The sequence below is a fragment of the Pseudomonas sp. NFPP24 genome (assembly GCF_900112095.1).
Classification (GTDB): Bacteria; Pseudomonadota; Gammaproteobacteria; order Pseudomonadales; family Pseudomonadaceae; genus Aquipseudomonas; species Aquipseudomonas extremorientalis.
This window is the reverse complement of record NZ_FOKD01000017.1, coordinates 33,435-55,518: the sequence shown is the minus strand read 5'-3', so window position 1 is coordinate 55,518 and position 22,084 is coordinate 33,435. Positions and strand designations below refer to the sequence as shown.

At 61.2% G+C, this 22,084-nt stretch carries 19 protein-coding genes; 12 read left to right on the top strand and 7 right to left on the bottom strand.

From position 1 onward, the window contains the following. Positions 1-2: 2 nt before the first annotated feature. Both BM026_RS27080 and BM026_RS27075 read right to left on the bottom strand, forming a co-directional pair. Entirely contained in the window at positions 3-1,829 is a 1,827-nt protein-coding gene (locus tag BM026_RS27080) for a CocE/NonD family hydrolase (protein ID WP_092250743.1), read from the bottom strand. A gap of 47 nt (positions 1,830-1,876) precedes the next feature. Beyond that, positions 1,877-3,298, bottom strand: coding sequence for a YfcC family protein (locus tag BM026_RS27075; RefSeq protein WP_093530713.1), 1,422 nt, complete (start codon positions 3,296-3,298; stop codon positions 1,877-1,879). A 304-nt stretch (positions 3,299-3,602) separates the two neighbouring features. On the opposite strand from BM026_RS27075, the gene BM026_RS27070 reads away from it, so the two are divergent. Then, positions 3,603-4,829 (top strand): OprD family outer membrane porin, encoded by a 1,227-nt coding sequence (locus BM026_RS27070; protein WP_371914424.1) that lies wholly within the window; start codon positions 3,603-3,605, stop codon positions 4,827-4,829. Between the two features lie 72 nt (positions 4,830-4,901). Next, positions 4,902-5,807, top strand: coding sequence for a LysR family transcriptional regulator (locus BM026_RS27065; protein ID WP_093530709.1), 906 nt, complete (start codon positions 4,902-4,904; stop codon positions 5,805-5,807). A 2-nt stretch (positions 5,808-5,809) separates the two neighbouring features. Here BM026_RS27065 and BM026_RS27060 read toward each other — a convergent pair whose 3' ends face one another. Further along, entirely contained in the window at positions 5,810-6,712 is a 903-nt protein-coding gene (locus BM026_RS27060) for a LysR substrate-binding domain-containing protein (protein ID WP_092250614.1), read from the bottom strand. Positions 6,713-6,885: 173 nt separating this feature from the next. Here BM026_RS27060 and BM026_RS27055 point away from each other — a divergent pair, with 173 nt between their 5' ends. The 7 genes from BM026_RS27055 to BM026_RS27025 all read left to right on the top strand — a co-directional run bounded on the left by BM026_RS27055 (position 6,886) and on the right by BM026_RS27025 (position 16,247). Further along, the gene (locus BM026_RS27055; RefSeq protein WP_093530707.1) at positions 6,886-8,148 is read left to right on the top strand and encodes a dicarboxylate/amino acid:cation symporter; all 1,263 of its coding nucleotides are present in this window, start codon (positions 6,886-6,888) and stop codon (positions 8,146-8,148) included. After that, complete coding sequence (locus tag BM026_RS27050; RefSeq protein ID WP_093530705.1) at positions 8,145-9,596, top strand: cysteate racemase; 1,452 nt, start codon at positions 8,145-8,147, stop codon at positions 9,594-9,596. The genes BM026_RS27055 and BM026_RS27050 overlap by 4 nt, the downstream gene beginning before the upstream one ends. 115 nt (positions 9,597-9,711) lie before the next feature. Next, a complete protein-coding gene (locus tag BM026_RS27045; RefSeq protein WP_071490189.1) occupies positions 9,712-10,170 on the top strand; it encodes an Hsp20 family protein in 459 nt (152 codons plus the stop codon). Positions 10,171-10,758: 588 nt separating this feature from the next. Next, entirely contained in the window at positions 10,759-13,425 is a 2,667-nt protein-coding gene (locus BM026_RS27040; RefSeq protein WP_256575373.1) for a phosphoenolpyruvate carboxylase, read from the top strand. Between the two features lie 69 nt (positions 13,426-13,494). Next, positions 13,495-14,550, top strand: a complete 1,056-nt coding sequence (locus tag BM026_RS27035; RefSeq protein WP_092250626.1) for an NAD(P)-dependent oxidoreductase — start codon at positions 13,495-13,497, stop codon at positions 14,548-14,550. Between the two features lie 26 nt (positions 14,551-14,576). Continuing rightward, on the top strand, positions 14,577-15,230 hold the full coding sequence (locus BM026_RS27030) for an RraA family protein (protein WP_092250629.1): 654 nt from the start codon (positions 14,577-14,579) through the stop codon (positions 15,228-15,230). Positions 15,231-15,323: 93 nt separating this feature from the next. Further along, a complete protein-coding gene (locus BM026_RS27025; protein ID WP_093530703.1) occupies positions 15,324-16,247 on the top strand; it encodes a LysR family transcriptional regulator in 924 nt (307 codons plus the stop codon). Here BM026_RS27025 and BM026_RS27020 read toward each other — a convergent pair. Beyond that, a complete protein-coding gene (locus tag BM026_RS27020) occupies positions 16,150-16,854 on the bottom strand; it encodes a TetR/AcrR family transcriptional regulator (RefSeq protein ID WP_092250632.1) in 705 nt (234 codons plus the stop codon). The genes BM026_RS27025 and BM026_RS27020 overlap by 98 nt on opposite strands. Positions 16,855-16,977: 123 nt before the next feature. Here BM026_RS27020 and BM026_RS27015 point away from each other — a divergent pair, with 123 nt between their 5' ends. After that, positions 16,978-18,195, top strand: a complete 1,218-nt coding sequence (locus tag BM026_RS27015) for an MFS transporter (RefSeq protein WP_092250635.1) — start codon at positions 16,978-16,980, stop codon at positions 18,193-18,195. 94 nt (positions 18,196-18,289) lie between these two features. Further along, positions 18,290-19,084, top strand: coding sequence for a DNA/RNA non-specific endonuclease (locus BM026_RS27010; protein WP_093530701.1), 795 nt, complete (start codon positions 18,290-18,292; stop codon positions 19,082-19,084). A 171-nt stretch (positions 19,085-19,255) separates the two neighbouring features. On the opposite strand, the gene BM026_RS27005 is transcribed toward BM026_RS27010, so the two are convergent. After that, the gene (locus BM026_RS27005; RefSeq protein WP_058425670.1) at positions 19,256-19,435 is read right to left on the bottom strand and encodes a DUF1289 domain-containing protein; all 180 of its coding nucleotides are present in this window, start codon (positions 19,433-19,435) and stop codon (positions 19,256-19,258) included. Between the two features lie 123 nt (positions 19,436-19,558). Between BM026_RS27005 and BM026_RS27000 the strand changes: the two genes are divergently transcribed. Beyond that, the gene (locus BM026_RS27000) at positions 19,559-20,770 is read left to right on the top strand and encodes a YeeE/YedE family protein (RefSeq protein WP_092250641.1); all 1,212 of its coding nucleotides are present in this window, start codon (positions 19,559-19,561) and stop codon (positions 20,768-20,770) included. A 1-nt stretch (position 20,771) separates the two neighbouring features. On the opposite strand, the gene BM026_RS26995 is transcribed toward BM026_RS27000, so the two are convergent. Then, positions 20,772-20,933 (bottom strand): DUF2986 domain-containing protein, encoded by a 162-nt coding sequence (locus BM026_RS26995; protein WP_092250644.1) that lies wholly within the window; start codon positions 20,931-20,933, stop codon positions 20,772-20,774. 40 nt (positions 20,934-20,973) lie between these two features. Continuing rightward, on the bottom strand, positions 20,974-22,026 hold the full coding sequence (locus tag BM026_RS26990) for an alpha/beta hydrolase family protein (protein ID WP_093530699.1): 1,053 nt from the start codon (positions 22,024-22,026) through the stop codon (positions 20,974-20,976). Positions 22,027-22,084 lie beyond the last annotated feature (58 nt).

Here is a 22,084-nt window from a genome sequence, read left to right as displayed (position 1 = left end):
TCCTATAGCGCACTGTTCACGATCGTGAGTATCAAACGGCTCGGATGCCCGGCGCCGATATGCACGGTATTGCGCGCCACCTGCGGATGCTCGCCCATGCCTTCGGCCTCGCCACTGTTGGGGTTTACATCGAAGCGCGGAAAGTTGCTGCTGGCGATATCCAGGCGCAGGCGGTGGCCACGCTTGAACAGGTTGCAGGTGGCGAAGGGTTCGATCACCACCTTGAACGGCTCTCCCGGCGTGAGCGGAGCCGGGTGTTCCCACGAGTCGCGGTAGCGACACCGGATAATCCCGTCGGTGATATTCATGGCGTACCCCTGCGGGTAATCGCCGCTCGGCGGGTAGACGTCCACCAGCTTGGCGGTGAAATCGGTATCCGGCGCACTGCTGTGCACCCACAGTTCGACTTTCACCGGGCCGGCGACCACCCAGTCGTGCTCAAGCGGTTGGGTTTCGAAGCTCACTACGTCATCTCGGTCGCACAGTGCCGAGTGGTCACCCCGGGTGCCGAAAAAGTCCGGGCTTTCGATCTGGTTGAAAGCGCCACCCACGAACACCGGAGCGCCAGACGTCAACGAGCCGCCAATGGTCGGCACCGGGTGGGCGGGATCGCTGAAGTAGCTCAATGAACTGGGCGGCCCCACAGGAGCGAGCGGCGAAAGGGCTTTTTGTGGTGTCAGGTAGAGGTTCAGCTGTTGGCTGCCCGCGAGCGGCCAACACGGCGACTTGAGCCAACGCCCGCCATGCTCCAGCCGACCCTCTGCATTTTTTCGGCCGCTGCCGCCCCCCATCAGGAACACATCGACCTGATGGGTGGCGTGCCGTCCGGCGTCGGTCGGTTTGAGCCAGCGTTGCATCCATTCCACTCGGCAACTCAACCAGTCTTCGCCCAGGTTGCCGTCGAAAGGCGCGGCGTTGCCAAATTCGGCGTTGCCGCTGTAGCTGATGTTGCGGTCACCGTGCAGCCACGGGCCCATGATCAGGCGTTGAGGTGACTGCTTGCGTGCGGTGAACGCCGTGAAATTGTCCAGCGTGCAACTGACATAGGCGTCGTACCAACTGGACATGAACAACACCGGGATGTCCGGGATCTGCTCGTAGAAACCTTCAGCGTAGATACCCAGTTGCTTCCAGTACTGGTCAAAGTCACCGTGGGACCACTGCTCGAACAGGTAGTTTTCATACTCCGGTACATGGCGCAATGGCGAATGCCCAGGGCGCCACGGCATGCGCGCAAACCAATCGAGAATGTCTTCCTGGGCCAACGCCTCTCGCAACTGCGGGTCGGCCTGCACGGCGGCGCTTTGCTGGGCTTGCTTGTAGGCCCAGGTCGCTTGCTTGAGTTCGAACGCGCCGCCCTGGCGAATGCCGCACTGGTAGGCGTTGGCGAACCCCCCCGAGTCCAGCACCATGGTCTTGAGACCTGGCGCATTGCAACAGGCCATCGCCATCTGCGTGTGCGCTGCATAGGACAGGCCCATGCTGCCGATGTGGCCATTGCACCAGGGCTGTTCGACGATCCAGCGCAAGGTGTCGTAGCCGTCTTCGCCTTCATTGATGTATTTGGTGAACACACCTTCGGAACGGTAACGCCCGCGACAATCCTGGAAGATCGCCACAAAGCCCTGCTCGGTAAAAGCTGCGGCCATTTGCTCGCGGGTAAGGTGCAGCCCGTCCAGGCGTTTTTCCGAGCGTGAGGGGCCAGATTTGTCGTAGGGCGTGCGCTCGATGACAACCGGCCAGGGCCCGGTGCCCAGCGGTAGATAAATGTCGGTGGCCAGGCGCACGCCATCGCGCAGGGTGATCATCTGGTTGCGTACGATGTGCATGTTTTCGAATGCAGGGAGGGTCATGACAAAGCCTTGGTCAGTCGAATTCAATAGCCGGTGAGGGCGGCGCAGGCGAGCAGGAGCAACGCCACCGCCGTGCAGATCAGGAACAGCGGCAGCACAAACCGAGCCCACTGCACCCAGCCCACATTGGCCGCAGCAAGCAGTACCAGCAGGCCGCTGGAAGTGGGCGTGATCATGTTGGTCAAGCCGTTGCCCAGCAGGAAGGCATACACCGTGGTCTGCGGGCTCACGCCGGCCAGTTGGCCCAGCGGACCGAAGATCGGCATCGTCACGGCGGCCTGCCCGCTGGTGGATGGAATCACCACATCCAGGCTCATCTGCGCGAAGAACATGCCGAACGCCGCAGGCAGTTGGCCGTGCTGGCCAATGATCTGCGACAGGCCGTGCACGATGGTGTCCAGCACCTGGCCGCTGGCGAGGATCGACTCCACGGCCGTGGCCAGTGCGATCAGCACGCCGGCCATGAGCATCTTGTTCATGCCTTCGACAAAGGTGCTTGCCGTGGTGCTCGGGCTCATGCCTGCGATGGCGGCGAAGACGATGGTCAGCGCCAGGTAATACGAGGACAGCTCGGGGTACTTCCAGTGCCAGGTATTGGAGGCGTACACCAGGAAGCCGACGCCCACCCCCAGTGTGATCAGGCTGAGAGTGTGCCGCGTGGAGAGTTTTTTGCCCGAGTGGGAAAATGTGGCCGAGGTATCGAAGCCGCTCCGGCGGATGTAGAACAGGATGTAGCCCACGGCCAGGGTGACAAAAATGAAGTACGCGACGATGCGCATGCTCAGCCCGCTGAACACTGGCAGGCCGACCAAGGGTTGCGCGACAGACAGCGCGATGGGGTTGGAAATCGAGCCCATGTACCCAGTCTTTACCGCCAGCGCGACGATTGCCAAGCCGACGATGTTGGGCAGGCCCAGGCGGTTTGCCATGGCCACCATCACGGGCACGAACATGATGTATTCCTTCGCCAGCCCCATGAAGGTGCTGCCTGCCGACAATGCGAGCATCAGGGTTGGCACCAGAATGTAGACGTTGCCTTTGGTGGCACCGAGCAGTCGGTCCAGGCCGGCATCGATGGTGCCGGTCTTGTTCAGCACGGCAAACATACCACCGATGAACAGCACCATGAAAATCAGCCCGGCGCGTTTCTCGATGGCCAGGGGAATGGCCAGAAAGGTCTCGGCCAGCGATACCGGTTGTGCCACGGTTTTATTCGACGAGCGCGGCGGCAGGGCGAAGAGTTGGCTGAGCGAGGTGTCTTTTTCCAGTACCTGATAGGTCCCGGGAATCACGCGGACGTCTTGGCGTTCAAACTGGCCGGAGCGCACCACATAAGTCAGCACCATCGCCAGGAACACAATGCTCAGCAAGATGATTGCCGGGTTGAGTTGGCGGGTGTTTTTGGGTGGCGCGGTGTCGGTGACTGTTGGCGCAGTGGATGACATAGCGGTGCTCTCATCTTTTTTTTATGGGGATAGCCAACGGCTACATCGGCACAGTAGGGCAATCGTAAATACCTCACAACGTTATGACGAACGCGTATTGGGCTATGCGTTTGAAGGTGTTGTCGGATTATTTGTCATAGCCTGATGCGCGTTTGTCATAAGCTTGTCGCCCCTGTTTTAATTCGATAGCGTTGTTTGCTCATTCAGGTCATTAACACCGAAGAACATCGGCCAGGAAATACCTGGTCAAGTCACTTTTCTTACTCTCTGCCACAAAAAATAAAACACAGCTGAGGGCTTAACTATGCGTGCGTTTATAACGACCGGCGGGCTTTTGTGCGCCAGCTTAATGGTGCCTGGTATATCAAGCGTGCGCGCCGAAGGTTTCCTCGGGGATTCCACCGGCCACCTTGCGTTGCGTAATTACGCCTTCAATCATGACAACCGCAGCGGCGGCAACGACCGTGTCGAATGGGCACAGGGGTTGTTGCTGACGATGCGTTCCGGATTCACGCCCGGGGCCGTCGGGTTTGGCCTTGACACCCTTGGCCTGCTGGGGCTGAGGCTTGACTCCAGCCCTGCACACGCCGGTACAGGCCTGTTGCCAGTGCATGATGATGGCCGCGCCGCCCGTGATTTTTCCAGCCTCGGCGTGACCGGCAAGCTGCGTTTCGCCGATGTCGTGGTGAAGACGGGCACGTTGTTGCCCAAGAACCCGGTGGTCAGTTACAACGATGGGCGTTTACTGCCACAGACGTTCCAAGGTACGCAGTTTGAATACACCGGTATCGAACATCTGTTTGTGCAAGGTGGGCGACTGGATCAATCAAAGTTGCGTAACTCCAGCGATAACGTCGATCTGATACCGAGCGGTTACAAAGGCCCGAAGCACGGTGACTTTTACTTTGCGGGTGGTACGTATGCACTCAATAAAACCATCAGTCTGTCTTATTACTACGGAGAACTTGAAAACTTCTATCGCCAACACTTTCTCGGGGTTGTGCATAAAGTGGCTGTCGGGCCAGGTCACTTGACGACGGACGTGCGTTATTACAACAGTTTTGAAACGGGGGCGGCCTATAACGGTGCTGCGGACGCCGACATGTTCAGCGGCTCCTTGAGTTATCGGCTCGGCGGGCATACGTTCGGAGGCGGCTATCAGCAATTGTCCGGTAACGCCGCATTGCCCTATTTGAATGGTGCGGCCACCACGTCCTTTACCAGTCCGGGCGTGAGCAAATTCATCCTGGAGGATGAGAAAACCTGGATGCTGCGCTACGACTATGACTTTTCCGCCCTGGCGATCCCGGGCTTGAGTTTCATGATCCGCTACTACAAAGGATTCGACGCCAAGTATTCTGGCAAACCGGCCGATGAGCACGAGCTGGATACCAGCCTCAAGTACGTGATCCAGGACGGCACGTTCAAAGGCCTGGGGGCAGAATTTCGCAACACGGCGTACCGCTCAAATGTGCTCACCAGTTGGGACTACAATCGCCTGTACCTGACCTACGACATCAAGCTCTGGTAGGGCTGCAAGGCTGGACGCCGCAGGTGTTGCCAGCGGAAACTGCGCCCAGTCGTGTCTGCTTGGAGCCCGAGCGTGAATCTCAAACAACTGGAAGCGTTCCAGGCCATCATGTCGACCGGTTCGACCATCGATGCCGCCACGCGCATGGGCTTGTCCCAGTCGGCCATCAGCCGTTTGCTCAGCCAGCTCGAAGAGTCACTGGGCTTTGCCTTGTTCCTGCGCAGGAAGGGCAGGCTGACGCCGACCTCCGAGGCCGAGGCGTTTTTGCCGGAGGTGTCGGGGCTGGTCGACAACATGCAACGCGTCCAGCGCATGGCCGACGACCTGCGCCTGGGTCACGCTGGCCGGGCGCTGCTGCGTGTGGCGGTGCCCACCAGCATGACCCACCAATGGTTGCCCCGTGTGGTTGCCGAATTCATGCAGGGCCGCGACGACCTTGTTATCGAACTGGTCACCGGTTCCTACGATGCGCTTGAGCGCGCGGTGCTGGACCGCAGCGTCGATTTTGCCTTTGTGCGCCTGCCCACCGAATTGCCGGGCTTCGACGTGGTGCCGGTGTTGCAGGTGCAAGGCGTGTGCGTGCTTCCCCAAACGCACGCGCTGTGCGAAAAGCGCGTTATCCAGGTGAGTGATTTGCGCGGTGTGCCGCTGGTGCTGCTGGGCCGCCAGCGCAACCTGCGCACGGAGCTTGACCAGGTGTTTCGGCAGGCGTCCATTCTTCCCAACGTGCGCATGGAAGTGCATTCGGCAGGTGCCGCCTGCGCTTTCGTCGCCGAGGGCATCGGCGTGTCGATCATCAACGAATTGCTGGCCAATGATTTCTTGGACTTGCCGATCGTGACGCGGCCTTTTTTACCGGTTTTGCCGTATTCATTCGGCCTGGTTTTTCGCAGTGATGTTCCCCGTACGGCCCTGGCGCAAGCGTTCTCCGATTTACTTGCCCAGCGTTTGCGAATGGCGATACCGCAGGTGCATTGACGTCAGCGCAGCCCTTCCAGCGTGCGCCACAACTTCCTCATCGTTGGGTTCTGGTTTTCAATCGCGCAGTACGAGCGAATCTCCAACCGCGTACTCCACGCCTCGCCACCCGCCCGCACCAGCAGCCCACGCTCCAACTCATCCACCACCGCGCTCTGTGGCAACCACGCCACACCGTAACCTTCGATAGCCATGCGCATCAGCAGCATGGCCATGTCGGCTTCGTAGCAGCGCTCCAGCACGGCGGGTGCAGGGCCGTTCTTGATCACGATTTCCGCGACCCTGCCCAGGAACGTGGTGGCCGTGTAAGCCAGATGCGGGACGGGTTTTCCGGTGCTCCCCGGCAGGCGATACAGCGGTCGGCCGCGTTTGTCCGGCGCGCACAACGGAATAAACGCATCATGCCCCAGGGCCAGGCTGCCGAAGCGTTGCGCGTCCAGCAGGATCGGCGCCAGGGGATGGTGGTAGACGATCATCAAATCGCAACTGCCTTCTTCCAGCGCAATCACCGCGTCATGAATATTCGCTGCCACCACCCGTGCATTGAACTGCTCGGTCTGGCGCTGGAACTGCGTCAGCCACTTGGGCAGGAAGGTCATCGACAGGCTGTGTGCGGCGGTCACCTGGATCGAGCGCCCTGGCATGCGTTCCACTTCACGCAGGCTGGCGCGCAGGCGCATCAGGCCGGCGAGGGCGTCGCGGCTTTCGCTGCAGAAGGCGGCGCCTGCGGCGGTCAGTTGCACCGGGTAGGTGCCACGGTCGACCAGTTCGACGCCCACCCATTCTTCCAGTGAACGAATGCGCCGCGACAACGCCGATTGCGTCACGCAGCGCACTTCGGCGGCGCGGGAGAAATTTTTCCACTCGGCGATGGCCAAGAGGTCGTCCAACCATTTGATCTGCATGCCGGTTCTCCAGGCGATGAGCCCTGAGTGTATGCCGCCGCGCGCAGCCTGGGCTGGGCTTTCTGCAAACTATTCCAAAAGCGCATGGGGTTAGCTGGATTACTCATCATGGCGGCCGGGGTGGGTCCCTAGAATCCGCTCCATACAACAAAAGCCATCTGAGGGCCGCACCTGTGAAGAAGAACAAACTCCCCCGTCGAATCGCAGTTGGCATCGTCTTGGGCGTGCTGGTGGGTTGGGCATGTCACCACTATGCAGGAAGCGAGCAGGCCGCCAAGGCGCTGGCGGGGTACTTTTCGATGGTCACCGATATTTTCCTGCGCATGATCAAGATGATCATTGCGCCGTTGGTGTTCGCCACCCTGGTGGGCGGCATCGCGAGCATGGGCAATTCGCGCTCGGTAGGGCGCATCGGCTTGCGTGCGATGCTGTGGTTCGTCACGGCGTCACTGGTCTCGCTGATGCTTGGCATGGCCCTGGTCAATCTGTTCCAGCCGGGGGCCGGGCTGAACATGCAGGTGGTGCAACATGCGACGGCAGCGGTGCCGGTCAACACCGGGGACTTCAGCCTCAAGACCTTCATCAGCCACGTATTCCCGCGCAGCATTGCCGAGGCGATGGCCAACAACGAGATCCTGCAGATCGTGGTGTTTTCGCTGTTCTTCGGCTTCGCCCTGGCCGGGGTCAAGCGCGCCGGCTACAAGCGCATCACCGACACCGTGGACGAGCTGGCCAAGGTAATGTTCAAGATTACCGACTACGTGATGGCTTTCGCGCCGATCGGCGTGTTCGCCGCGATTGCCTCGGCGATCACCACCAACGGCCTGGGCCTGCTGGCCGATTACGCCAAGCTGATTGCCGAGTTCTACCTGGGGATCGCCCTGCTCTGGGTGTTGTTGTTCGCCGCCGGTTACCTGTTTCTCGGACGCTCGGTGTTCACCCTCGGCAAGCTGATCCGCGGGCCGATCCTGCTGGCGTTTTCCACGGCCAGCAGCGAGTCGGCCTACCCCAAAACCATGGAGGCGCTGGAGAAGTTCGGCGCGCCCAAGCGGGTCTCCAGTTTTGTGTTGCCGCTGGGCTATTCGTTTAACCTTGATGGCTCGATGATGTACCAGGCGTTCGCGATCATGTTCATCGCCCAGGCCTACAACATCGACCTGAGCTTCACCCAGCAACTGCTGATTTTGCTGACGCTGATGATCACCAGCAAAGGCATGGCCGGCGTGGCGCGGGCGTCGGTCGTGGTGGTGGCGGCGACGCTGCCGATGTTCAACCTGCCCGAGGCGGGTTTGTTGCTGATCATCGGTATCGACCAGTTCCTCGACATGGCGCGCACCGCCACCAACGTGGTGGGCAACAGCATCGCCACGGCGGTGGTGGCCAAATCCGAGAGCGCGGAAGAACCCGCTGAACTGCCGCAGGGAGTGCACGCATGAAAACCACCTCCCGGCTGGGCATCGTCGGCGGGCTCGGTTCGCTGGCGGGCGGCGATCTGTTCTACAAACTCGTCAAGTCCCGTGCCGTGCTGGAGGACCAGCGGCGCTATCACTTCCTGTTCGAGCAGCACCCGTTCAAGGATGTACTGCTGCCCCTGGACCGTAACGCGAGCATGACCGCGCGCAAGTTCTATGTGTTCCAGGTATGCAAGACCTTTGAAAACACCGGGGTGGATGCGGTGCTGCTGCCGTGTTTCGCCAGCCAGACCTTTCGCGCTGAAATCCAGCAGGAACTGGGCATTCCCGTGCTGGACATGATGCACGCGCTGGTCCGGCACATCACCCGTCGAATAGCGCCTGGCGCCACCCTCGGCGTGATCGCATCGGACTTCGTACGTCACGGCGGCTTGTTTGAACAGCACCTCGGCCAGCACTTCAACCTGGTGTACCCGGAGGACCACGCCCAGGCCGCCTTGATGGAGGCGATGTACGGCGTCAACGGCATCAAGGACGGCCACCTTGACGGTGTGCCGCTGGAGTCGGTGTACCAGGCGTGCCTGTCGCTGCAAGGGCAGGGCGCCACGGTGATTGTGCCGGGCATGACCGAGCTGTCGCTGGTCTGCGGCGACCTGCAACGGCGTGGCATCAGCGCCCTCGACATCAACCAGATCTACGCCGAGTTCGCCACCCAGGCCGATGGTTCGGCGCGTCAGCCACCGTTCAAACTGGGCATCGTCGGCGGCGTCGGCCCGGCGGCTACCGTGGACTTCATGGGCAAGGTGGTCGCCCATACCCCGGCCGGCAAAGACCAGGACCACATCAAGATGGTGGTGGAACAGAACCCGCAGATCCCCGACCGCACCGCCAACCTGCTACGTGATGAAACCGACCCGACCCTGGCCCTGTACGCCACCTGCAAACGCCTGGAAAGCGCCGGCGCCCAGGCCATCGCGATTCCGTGCAACACCGCCCATGCGTTTGTCGAACGCATCCAGGCGCACCTGCGCGTGCCCATCGTCAACATGCTCAGCGAGACGGTGGAGTGGATCGTGCAGACCTACGGCAGCGGCCAGGCCGTGGGCTTGCTGGCGACGTCCGGCACCCTGCAAAGCCAGGTCTACCACCAGGCCGCGCGAGGCTGCGGCTTGCAACTCATCACGCCTGGCTTTGATTACCAGGCGCTGGTGATGGAGGCGATCTACGGCGAACGGGGGATCAAGGCGGGGTTTACCGCTGGCGTGTGCCGTGAGCAGTTGCTGCTGGCGGCAGAGCATCTGTGTGAACAAGGGGCGAAGGTGTTGATTCTCGGGTGTACCGAGTTGCCGTTGGTGCTGGCGCATTGCGAGGCGTTCGAGATCGGCGCCCACCGGGTCGCCCTGGTTGACCCCACGACGGTCCTGGCGCGCCGTTGTGTCAGCCTTTCGTCGGGAGCTCATCATGTCGGATAAAAAAATTTTGTGAGCGCCGCTTGAAAATATTCAGCCCGAACCTACTTAGGTTTTACGCGATGCCGAATGCGGGTCGCGTATCAAATCACTTGGAGAAACCTCAGGAGATTTTGCAATGGCTACTACTCTTTCGTTGGCCCCACTGTTCCGTCACTCTGTCGGCTTTGACCGTTTCAACGACCTTTTCGAATCGGCGCTTCGCAGCGAGGCCGGCACCACCTACCCACCTCACAACGTCGAAAAGCACGGTGACGATCATTATCGGATCGTGATTGCGGCCGCAGGCCTGGTGGAGGATGACCTGGAAATCCAGGTGGAAAAAGGCGTGTTGACCGTCGCCGGCGGCAAGCGCGAGCACGATGAGGGCATCACCTACCTGCACCAGGGCATCGCCCAGCGCGCGTTCCGCTTGTCGTTCCGCCTGGTCGACCACATCGAAGTGCAGGGCGCCCAGCTTTCCAACGGCCTGCTGAGCATCGACCTGCTCAGGGTGGTACCGGAGGAAGCCAAGCCAAAACGCATTGCGATTGGTGGCGCTGCCAAGGCGGATGTGAAGTCCATCAGCGAGCAGTGAGTTGAAATGAATAAAGGCGCTCTTTGGAGCGCCTTTATTTTGCCCAATGATTCACAGTCATTTTCTATCTTTTTGCGCTCGTCGTTTGAGCCCGAGTCCACCCCTGCGCGGCCGGGCACGATGCCAAGGGCTCGGGATCGTCCGGTGCATATGGGGTCATGCCTTTATGAAGAATTATTTAAGAATGACCTGGCACATCCTGTCGGCGTGAGTGCTTTCTGGGCGTAATGCGTTTTTGACTCCCTTCATTAACCCCTAATAATCAATTGCTTGAAAAAGAACAGTCAGTGTCGGATCGGGAAACCGTTCTTAAGCTGGCTATCTTTTTATGCGCGTTTTATTCCAAAAAGGTCTTTTGTCGAAAAAGCGGCGACATGATTTATTCAAGTTGAAGTGTAACAACTTGTTTCAGATTTTTTGCCGCTTTTCGGTACCGATCTGGGGGCTTTCTGTCGGCGAACAGGGGATATCCGTTCGTTGCGACGCAGTGGTTTCGGCCTGTGACATTGATGATTTTGCTTCCACCCACGCGGTGGAGTGCAAACAAGGGATCTGTATTAATTATCGAGGCTTGAACCGATGAACCACATGATCAACTCCATACTTGAAGATGCGTCAACCCGTTCCTCTATCAGCCATACACACCCCGCGCTTGTGCATGATGTGTTGTGGCGCGCGTTGGAACAGGCACTGAAGACCAGCACCGATGATGTTTCTCACAGTCCGCATACCCGAGCCTGCCTGAGGATCTACGCCGAAATCGATACCCTGTCTTATCTGGATAAAGCAGATTCGAAATTGGCCGCCGCCTTGGGCAAGGCCTTCTTTGAGTCGCGTTCCAGTAAAGACGTCGAGGCGTTCTGGAAATTGTTGTTGATCAAGCAACTGCTGTTTGAAGTATCTGTCAGGGGCGTCGCTTCCCATATTGCTTCGCAGGCCAATCATAACCCTGTGTCTCCGCCGACCTTTGCCGGGTCGTCCAGGGTGAACGTCAGCCTGGGCCTGCTGTGCAAGGAGACCGATCAACTCAAGCACTCCGTTGTCCAGGTGTTGCAAAAACTCGCCCAGCATCTGGAAGACCACGGGCTCAAGAAACCCCAGGCCACTCAAGAGATTTTGTTGGCGCTGTACAACGCCGTGTGGTCGGGCAACCAGGGTGTCGATATCGAGTCGCAGATCTTCTATGCCAACAGCGTGTACGACGCATTGCCCGATGTCTATCAGGCCCTGGGTCTGGCGGCCCGGACCCAGTGGCTCACGGTGTTCACCTGGTTGTATGGCGACAAGGATGGGCGACCGTACGACACAAACCAGCACACCGAAACCTTGGTTATCGCCCTGGAATCAGCGCTGCGCAGCCGTTATATCGCAGACATCAATAGCCTGATCAAAGACGGTGGCGCACGGCATCGCCTGGAAGAGATTCGTGCCCGACTGGACAAGGATCACGCCGATGCCTTTGCCGCCCCGGCCGAATTGATCGAAGCGCTGAGCAGCATCCGCTTCACCCAGCCTGCGGGCATCGACCCGTTGTTGCTGCGGGTGCAGGCCTTTGGTTTTCATTATGTGGAGATCGAGTTCCGCGAAAACGCCGAGATGTTCAGCAGCGTGGTCGATGAGATTGTTTCCAGCCAATGGCAACAGGATCCTGGCGCAGGCACATCCCGCCCCTATCGTGACCTGGATGAGCGGGAGCGCCGGACGGTGCTTGATGCCGCGCTGGCGGACGACAGCGTTCAGCCGCCCACGGATTTCTGGCAGGCCTACCTGCGGCGCACCGCTGCGATTTATGAAGAGAAAGCCCTGCGCTACAAGGGCCAGGACTACATCGCATTGATGGAACAGGACCCGGGCTACATTCGCATGTACGACGCCCGCAATGCGGTCGAACGTTTTGAGATGATCGACCGTTATCGCGACCGCATGAACATCCACGGGATCGCCGAGTACACATCGAGCCTCAGTGTGCTGGAAGTCCTGTTTTTGATGAAGGCGGCCCAGGTGCGGGAGGGCATCGACATCGCCCTGCAACCCGAAGACCTGGCGGGCGCCGAGCAAACCCTGGCCACGGTGCATGAGATTTATGAAAGCCCGGTTTACAGGCAGCACTTGGCATCACGGGGCAACCGCCAATACATCACCTTCGGCCCCAGCGACACTGGCAAGCAGGGTGGCAAGGGGATGCACAAGCTGAACATGGCTATCGCTCACCAGCACCAGCGGATCGCGGCTCGGTACGGTATCGAGGTGGTTACCCACGTGATCATGGGGGGCGAGCATGCGCGTTGTAATGGAGTGATCGCCGATACCCTGCAAGAGTTCGGCGCCCTGGACGGACCGGAAACCCGATTCATGCTGGCCGGGTGTGCGGAAATGCGCGGCCATTTGTTGACCCGCAATCAATCGGTGAATTTTCTCAGCCAACTCTACCGCATGCATGCTGAGCCCCGCACGCAGCCCTCGGAGGCGGTAATCGCCGACAGGATCCAGCGTTGGTCCGATGTCGTGCGCCGCTACCAGTCGCGTTTTTTCGAGCATCCGGCGCTGCCAGCCTTGCTGCGGGACATGGCGCGATTCGACGTGGTCAGGGCCACCGCCAAGGGCACTCGGCCGCCGTCACGCCTCTTCAATATCAAGGTCTTCGAGTCCAGGCCGGATGCCATTCGTGCGATTCCCTGGACTCGCGCCCTCTTGGCCAGTGGACTGCACAGCGAACTGATCGGGGTCGGGCAGTTCGCCGATGAGCCCGCGGCGAAATTGTTGGAAGCCTTTACGGAGGACGACAGCTTTCGCAGCTATGTCAAAGGCATGGCGTACGCCATCGCCCGAACCGACCTCACGTGCGCCTGGCTGACCTTGGCGGGCAGCGTTCCAGAGAAAACGCACATCCTGTCGCTGGCGCAGGCGTTGCACACCGAAGCTGTCGGTACCGGCGAGCAACTGTTGGCCAGCCTGCATCTGGAAGTGGTGGCGGGTAAGCGTTTTGTGCACAAGGCCACCACCGGCGTAGAGCCGCAGGACCCGTGGAAAATCAAGGAAAACTCCCTGCTCAATCTGTGGCCTAGCCTCAAGGCCGAGGTCTACCGCAAAGAGAAAAACCTGCGCATTTATCGGTTGTTCCTCATCTATGCCAAAAGCAACCCAGACTTTATCAAGGCCTCTTCACTGAACGATTTTTACAGTGGGTTCCTGGCGGCAGCCAGTACCGATACAGGCTTGGTCGATCCTGACAGCGCCTGCCACTTCACTTGGTAAAGCACCCGCCGACAGCCGGGGCGACCTGGCTGTCGGCGCGGTTGTGCGCCGTTCAAGAGGATCACAAGCATGGCATTCACCACCCTGATACTCGATGCACCCGGCCCGCCGTTGTTATTCGAGGAAGTCGACCGATTCCTCGCGCTGGGCCTGGTCGTCACTCTGAATCTCTACTATTTCACTGATAAGGATGGTATCCGCGAGCACTATGGCGAGCGCATTCACTACACCGAGATCAACGGTCACGACCGGCAGGCTTTCATGGGGGCCGTGATGTTGGCCGGAGGGTACAGCGTGTTCAAGACGCGCCTGAATATTCCCATTGAGGGCGAACTGATTCGCAACGCTGCGTCACCGGCTCTGCCAACGCCGCTGCGCGCTATCGCTCAAGCCGGTACGGGCGTCAACCATATCGACCGGCAAGCGGCCCAGCAGTGTGGCGTGACCCTGCTGAACACTCCAGGCGCCAACGCGGCTGCGGTTGCTGAATATGTCCTGGCCCAGGCGTTGTATTTATCCCGGGACCTTGACCACTACAACGCTGAAACGCACAAGGGATGCTGGTCCAAGGGCACCTTGGCGCCAGGCCTGGAGTTCGGTGAACTCACGCTAGGGGTGGTCGGCACGGGCAGCATCGCTCAAGAGGTCGCACGCAAGGCGGGAGCGCTTGGTCTCAAGGTCATCGCCACCGGTTCGGAACGCTTTACCGACCAGGTCGCGCGCAGCCTTGGCCTTGAGCGCCGGCAAACCCTCGAAGCATTGCTGAGGGAGGCCGACGTGGTCTCGATCCACGTACCGTTGACGCCGCTGACCCGCGGCCTGTTTGGGCTGACCCAGTTCAGGCAGATGCGCCAAGGTTCGATACTGATCAATACCGCGCGCGGCGGCATCGTCGATGAAGCGCAGTTGGCGAGTTTCATGACGGCGTTTCCCAGGCATATAAAAGCAGCCGCCATCGATACCTTCGCCCTGGAAAAAGACTGCTTCCACTCGCCACTGGCAGGCGTCGGCAATGCCCAGCTCACACCGCATATTGCAGGCACCACAACGACGGCGATCCGCAAGGCTTCGCGGCAGATTGTCGACAAGATCCACGCGCTCAGCCTGGCAGCGAACGCAGGTTAACTCCTCAACACAAGGAAGCCTTCCTCATGCAACGCTCTATTCATCAACGCCTGGACGCCCTCAGTTGTACCGACCTCAGCGATGCCATGGATCGCCTGAAAATCCTTTGTCAATGTACCGACATCAAGCCGCTGGACCGGTCCTTCAGCCTTACGGGCAAAGCCTGGACCCTGCGCTACGGACCTGTTGGCCTGGAGGGGGGCTCGGTGGGCGACTACATCGACGACCTTGCCCCAGGGCAAGTGGTGGTGATCGACAATCAGGCACGCCTCGACACCACCGTATGGGGCGACCTGCTGACCTCTACGGCTGCCCGCAAACAATTGGCCGGCACGGTGATCGACGGTATCTGCCGCGATGTCGATCGTGCGTTGGAACTCCATTACCCGATCTTTTCCCGGGGCAACTGGATGCGCACCGGCAAGGATCGCGTGCGTGTCGAGGCGATACAGGAGGCGGTGACGCTGGGTGGCGTGCGGGTTAGACCGGATGACTGGCTACGGGGCGATGGTGACGGGCTAGTGGTCATTCCTGCGGTTTCAGTGAGCGAGGTGCTGACGGTCGCCGAAGAAATCCACCAGGCCGAGGAACAGATTCGTGCGGCCATCGACGCCGGTGTCCCATTGCGGCAAGCGCGCGCAGACTATGGGTACCACGCCTTGCAAACCCCGCGCGGCTGACAACCCTGATCGAGCCAACGGCGTAAGCAAGCAGTGGCACACTGGGCGCGGACGTGTTGCAATCCCCCGCAGCCGTAACCGGGTGGACCCAGTGTGAAACGCCATTTCGAAGACCTGCAGCTCGGCAGCATCGAGCTGTTTTGCCTCGCCGCCGAAGCCAACAGCTTCACCGCCGCCGCGCAGGTTGCCGGTGTCACGCCGGCGGCCGTGAGCCGCAGCATTTCACGCCTGGAAGAGCGCCTGGGCTCGCGGCTGTTTATGCGCACCACGCGCAGCATCCGCCTCACTGACAGTGGCCGCACCTTCTTCGAACAATGCCGCCAGGCCCTGACCCAACTGGTGGAAGCGCAACAGGAGGTGATGGGCGCGCAAGCAGTGCCGTCCGGCCTGTTGCGTATCAGTATTCCCACCACCTACGCCCATCACCGTCTGCTGCCGCTACTGCCGAAGTTTCGTGCGCTGTACCCGCAGGTGACGGTGGATATCCACATCAGCAACCGCAATATCGACTTCGTCGCCGAAGGCTACGACCTGGCGGTCCGTGTGCGCGCCCAGCCCGACTCATCGCTGATTGCGCGCCTGCTGGAAGACGCCGAGTTGGTGGTGGTCGCGGCACCGTCCTATCTTGAGCGCGCCGGCATCCCACAGACGCTGGAAGATCTACCCGCCCATGAATGCATCCAGTACGAACTGCCCAGCAATGGCCGGCGTATCTCCTGGCTGTTTCAGGTGGATGGCAAGGCGCAAGAGTATGCGGGGCAGGCGGGGTACAGCTGCTCCGACGATGTGCTGGGCGGGGTGACCCTGGCCAGGCACGGCGCGGGGTTGTTTCAGACCTACAAGTTTATTGTCGAGCAGGAACTGGCTGACGGCAGCCTGGTAGAAGTCCTGCAGCCGTTCGGTGGGCGTTCACGGCCGTTTACCTTGTTGTATCCCCATGGTCGCTATGTGCCGCATCGGGTGCGGGCGTTTGTGGATTTCCTGATGCAATGCCGGGACGAATCGGCGGCGCCGTAGACGCGGCAATATCCCAGGTCAGCAGCAGTTGGCTGATCGCCGCGTCGATGCTGGCGTGGGGTACGTTGTCGCGCGCAAGGATCGAAATGCCCTGCAGGAAACTGTCAAATACCGTCGCCATCACCGCCGGGTCAATCGTGCCTGGCAATTGCCCTGCACGTATCGCACGCTGCACACAGGCCACAATCCCCGCCCGTGTGCGCAGCCGCGATTGCGTCAATCCATTCGCCACCCGCGCATTCTCGGGGCTCGGCGCACTCATCACGCCCAGCGCCACCATGCAGCCCTTGGGATGCCCGTCTTCACACTGCATGCGTGCCGACTGGCGCAGCGCCGTTTCAACCGCCTGACGCGGCGACAGGCTTTCGTCCCACAGGCATTCGGTGACCTGTGCGTAGGTCGTCAGGTAGCGCTGTACACATTCGTCGAACAGCGCCTCTTTGGAACCGAACGCCGCATAAAAACTCGGCGCGGAGATACCGCCACCCAGGCCAGCCTTGAGTTGGGCGAGTGAGGTGGCGTCGTAGCCGTGCTGCCAGAACAGGTGCAAGGCCTGGTCTACGGCGTGATCGCGGTCGAAGGTGCGGGGGCGGCCCATTTGTGCCATGGCGGATCTCCGGTGGGGGAAGCGAGATAAATACTAGTCGATACATATGTCGTTGACAACGCGCTATGTCCGGTCGCAACATTTGTATCGATCAGTATTTAAATCTCGCTCAAGGAGTTACCCGTGACACCTTCACTCACTTTATCGGCGTCATCCGACCGCCTGCCCATCGGCGCCTTGCTCGCCCTGGCCATGACCGGCTTTATCTGCATCGTCACCGAAACCCTGCCCGCCGGCCTGTTGCCGTTGATCAGTGACGGCCTGGCGATTTCCCCGTCGATGGCCGGGCAGATGGTCACCGCGTATGCCTTGGGCTCGGTGCTGGCGGTGATCCCCATGACCATCGCGACCCGTGGCTGGCGCCGGCGTAATGTGCTGTTGCTGACCATCGTCGGGTTCCTGCTGTTCAACTCCATCACCGCGCTGTCGTCCCACTATGGTGTGACCCTGGTGGCGCGTTTTTTCGCCGGTGTGGCAGCGGGGTTGGCCTGGAGCCTGCTGGCCGGTTACGCCCGGCGCATGGTCGCGCCGCACCAGCAGGGCAGGGCGCTGGCGTTGGCGATGGTCGGCACGCCGATTGCGCTGTCGTTGGGTGTACCGCTCGGCACTTGGCTGGGTGGGTTGGTGGGATGGCGCACCACGTTTGGCCTGATGTCGGCGGTGAGTCTGGTATTGATTGCGTGGGTGTTGGTCAAAGTCCCGGACTACGCTCCCCAGCCCGCCCATCAACGTATGTCGCTGGGCCAGGTGCTGAGCACGCCGGGCGTACGGCCGGTGCTGGCGGTGGTGATCAGTTGGATGCTGGCGCATAACATTCTGTACACCTACATCGCCCCCTTCGTGGCGCCGGCGGGGTTGGCCGAGCGGGTCGACCTGGTGCTGTTGGTGTTCGGGGTTGCCGCGCTGGCAGGGATCTGGCTCACGGCCAGGCTCGTTGAGTCGTTGTTGCGCAAGACCGTGCTCGTCAGCCTGGCGGTGTTCGCGGTCGTCTCGCTTGGGCTGGGCCTTTTTGGCAACCTGCCGGAAGTGGTCTACCTCGGCGTGGCCGTGTGGGGCCTGAGTTTCGGCGGCGCCGCGACCCTGCTGCAGACTGCCCTGGCCGATGCGGCGGGCGATGGCGCCGACGTGGCGCTGTCGCTGAATGTGGTGGCCTGGAACAGCGCGATCGCCGGCAGCGGTGTCGTCGGTGGGGTGTTGCTGGAGACCTGGGGCGTGGCCTCGTTTCCGTGGGCGATGCTGCTGTTGATCGGTGTGTCGCTGGCGATTGCCTGGAGCGCCCGTGCCCATGGTTTCAAACCAGGTGCGCGGGCTGCGGGAAAACCTTCAGCAGTCGGGCACTAATCTGACATCTGCTAGTCAATAATCCTCGCAATATCATCCACTTGGCTCCGTACGCCGGAGCCAGCCGCTTCACTCCTTTTCGAAGATTCAATGCATGTACCTACGCAAACTTGCCGTTGGGCTGACCGCCTTTGTTTTGCTGTCTTGCGGGGCCAACGCCCGCAGCCTGCCGGACCTGTATTCCAAACAGGAAAAGCAACTGTCCTTCGACAGTTGTGCCGACCTGTTCCCCGCCGCACCGATCAACACCGCCACCGTGCCAACCGCGATGAAACCGCTGGCGCTGTGTTCCGACCATTTCGCAGTGCTCTACTCGCAAACCAGCAAGACCCCGCTGGTGGTGGTCGAACGCCTGAATGCCGCCTTGTTGAAAGACGCCAAGGGCGAGGAACGCACCAACCAGTTCTACGCCGACCCGCGTATCCCCAAAGGCGGTCGCGCCGAGTTGAGCGACTACCGCGCCCAGCACCCGGCGGTGGACCGTGGTCATCAATCCCCGGCCGCCGATGCACCGAATGCCAATGCGATGGCGCAGTCGTTCGCGCTGTCGAACATGGTGCCCCAGGACCCCACCAACAACCGCAAGGTCTGGAGCAAGGTCGAGGCCGACGTGCGCAAGTTTGCCGTGCGTGCCGGTGGCGATGTGTATGTGTTCACCGGCCCGCTGTTCGACCCGGGCTACGGCACCATCGGCGATAACAAGGTCTGGGTGCCGACGCGCCTGTTCAAGCTGGTGTATGACGCCTCCAGCAAGCGCGCCTGGGCCTATGTGCTGCCCAACGCCGAGACGCGCATCCAGAAACCGATGGACTACGCGACGTTTGTGAAGAGCACCGGGCTCAAGTTGCTGGGTGATCTTCCGGTGTCGGGGTCCGTGGGGCGGGGTTGATCCGCGATCGTGCGGGCCAATTGTGAGGAGCGGGCCTGCGTGGTGAGTGGTCTTTTTTTTGTGGCGAGCGGGCTTGCCCCGCGTTGGGCTGCGTAGCGGCCCCCCAAAAAGCGGGAGCGCTGCGCACTCCAACGCGGGGCAAGCCCGCTCGCCACAGATGTATGAACAGCCTTACCTGGCTTTTTTCAACGCCTTGAGGCGCTGTGTCGCACGCTGTACGGCCGCCATCTTCTCCGGGCGTTTCATGCGTTTCCATTTGCGGATGTCATCCTTGGTGCGTCCGCAACTGACGCAGAGGTCGCCGCTGAGCTGGCAGAGGGAAACGCAGGGGTTCTCGATGTCTTTGGCCACGGGTTCACCGGCTGATGGAGGAAAGGGGCGCCGTCAGGCCACACGCATCCCGGGATTATCTACACACAAGGGTATACTCGCCACCCTCGCAGCCTACTCCTTTCAAACAGACCGAGATTCCCCATGAGTACCTCTCTGCCTCTCACCCCCGCGCGCAAACCCGTCGCGCCGCTGGTGGCCTTTATCATCCTGGTGCTGGGCGCCCTGTTCCTGCAAAACAGCGTCGGTTCGCACCAGGTGCTGTTGCTGGTGGTCGGCGCAGCACTGGGCTTGACCCTCTACCACGCCGCCTTCGGTTTCACTTCGGCCTGGCGCGTGTTCATCAATGATCGCCGTGGCGCTGGCTTGCGCGCGCAGATGGTGATGCTGGCGCTGGCGGTGCTGCTGTTCTTCCCGGCGCTGGGGGCGGGCACGCTGTTCGGGCAGCCGGTGACCGGGCTGGTGGCGCCGACCGGGGTGTCGGTGGTGTTCGGGGCATTTATTTTCGGCATCGGCATGCAGCTGGGCGGCGGTTGTGCGTCGGGCACGCTGTTCACCGTCGGCGGTGGCAATGCGCGCATGCTGGTCACGTTGCTGTTCTTTATCTGCGGTTCGTTGATCGCCACGCACCATGTTGACTGGTGGTTCGGGCTGCCGGCGTTCCCGGCGGTGTCCATCGTCAAGAGCTTCGGCGTGGTGCCGGCATTGGGCTTGAGCCTGGCGGTGTTCGCGATTATTGCGTTGGTGACCGTACGGCTGGAGAAGGGTCGCCATGGTCAGTTGGAAGAGGGCGTGAAAAGCGAGCACCGAGGCCTGCGCCGCTTTCTGCGCGGGCCGTGGCCACTGGTGTGGGGCGCCATCGGCCTGGCCCTGCTCAACTACGCCACCCTGGCGCTGGCGGGACGGCCCTGGGGCATCACCTCGGCGTTCGCGCTGTGGGGCGCCAAAGTCGCCAGCGGCCTGGGTGTGGACGTGGCCAGCTGGGCGTTCTGGCAGATGCCGGGCAATGCCAAGGCCCTGGCCGCGCCGGTGTGGGAAGACATCACCAGCGTGATGGACATCGGCATCGTCCTCGGTGCGCTGCTGGCCGCCGGCCTGGCCGGGCGCTTTGCCCCCAGCCTCAAGATCCCGGCGCGCTCGCTGGTGGCGGCGGTGATCGGCGGCCTGCTGCTCGGCTACGGCTCGCGCCTGGCGTACGGTTGCAACATCGGCGCGTACTTCAGCGGCATCGCCTCGGGCAGCCTGCATGGCTGGGTATGGCTGGTGGCGGCGTTTATCGGCAACAGCGTGGGCGTGCGGTTGCGGCCGTTTTTCTTTGCGGGGGAGCGGCGGCAGGTGGCGTTGAGCGGTTGCTGATTCAGCTTTGCGGCGAACTGTCTGGCGCCTGAGCCGCTTCAGCCGCCAGCTTTTCGCGGTCCGCCTTGCTGATGTACTTGTCCTTCTTTTTCGGCGCCAACTTGGCATTCGCCTTCCTGGCTTTTTCCTTGAAGAGCTGCTGGAGTTTTTTCTGGCGATTCATGTGGGTCTACCCGGGTTGTACAGGCCCGGGATGATACCAGCTAAAAATCCGCCGCCGTGCGCCGTGCCGCTGTCCGCCCCAAAAAACCGGTGATCAGAGCCACCACCTGTTGCTGAATCACCGCCCGTGGCCGAGCCCCCTCGCCATCGCGGCAAATCATGCCATCGCCCGGCGAGTCTTCTTCGATCAACGCCATGCCACCCGGCTTGCAGATCGACATAAAGCTGAAGTGCGTAGCGTCGCTGATCTCCACATACTCGGTCGAGGCCTTTGGCATACGCCTGACCATGTCGGCGGACTCCAGGTTGGGGTCCATATCTTCCGTTGGCACGCCCCCCGCAATCACCAGCGCCGGCACCGGCAGGGCGGCCAGGCTGGCGTCGGTGAAGCCGCGCGACAGGCCCAGGTCCAGGGTCACCACGGCGCCGACGCGTGGGTCGCGCAGGTCAGCGGCCAGTTGGGCCTTCGCCGCCGGGGTCGCGGCGGGTTTGATCTGCTGGTAGCCAATGCAGCCGCCCAATTTGGGGTGAGTGTTGCAGTCGCGGGCGAAGAGGTCCGGGTCGAAACGCGCGCCGGCGATTTCCATGGCGGTCCAGCCACCGATGGAGTGGCCGACCACGGCTATACGGTTGTTTGCCACGGTGCCGAACTGCGTCGGTTGGGCGATCACCGCATCGATGGCCCGGCTCAAGTCTCTGGGCCGTTGCCACAACTGCGCAGCGGCCTGGGGGCTGCGATCCTTGCTGGTGGTGCCGGGATGGTTGACCGCCGCCACGATGTAACCCTGATGGGCCAGGGCGCTGGCCAGCCACACCTGGTTGCCCCAGTTGCCGCCGTAGCCGTGGGAGAGCACCACCAGCGGATGTTCGCCGCTCGCTGCCGGCGCATCGGGCACTGCCAAGGCACCGAAAAACACGGCGTCATCGCGGATCAACTCAGGCGTAGCTGCGGTGGCGGCGGGGTACCAGACCACTATTTGCAGCGGGCGTTGTGCATCAGGGACGTTGATGCTCTTGAAGCCGATGGGCGTGGTGTCGGCGAATGCAGGCATCGCCAAGCCAATCAACAGCAGCGCGGTGAGGGTGGTTTTCACGGTTTTATCGTCCTTGATGTGAGTGCGGCATCATGCCTTGGAACAGGGGTTTTTAATA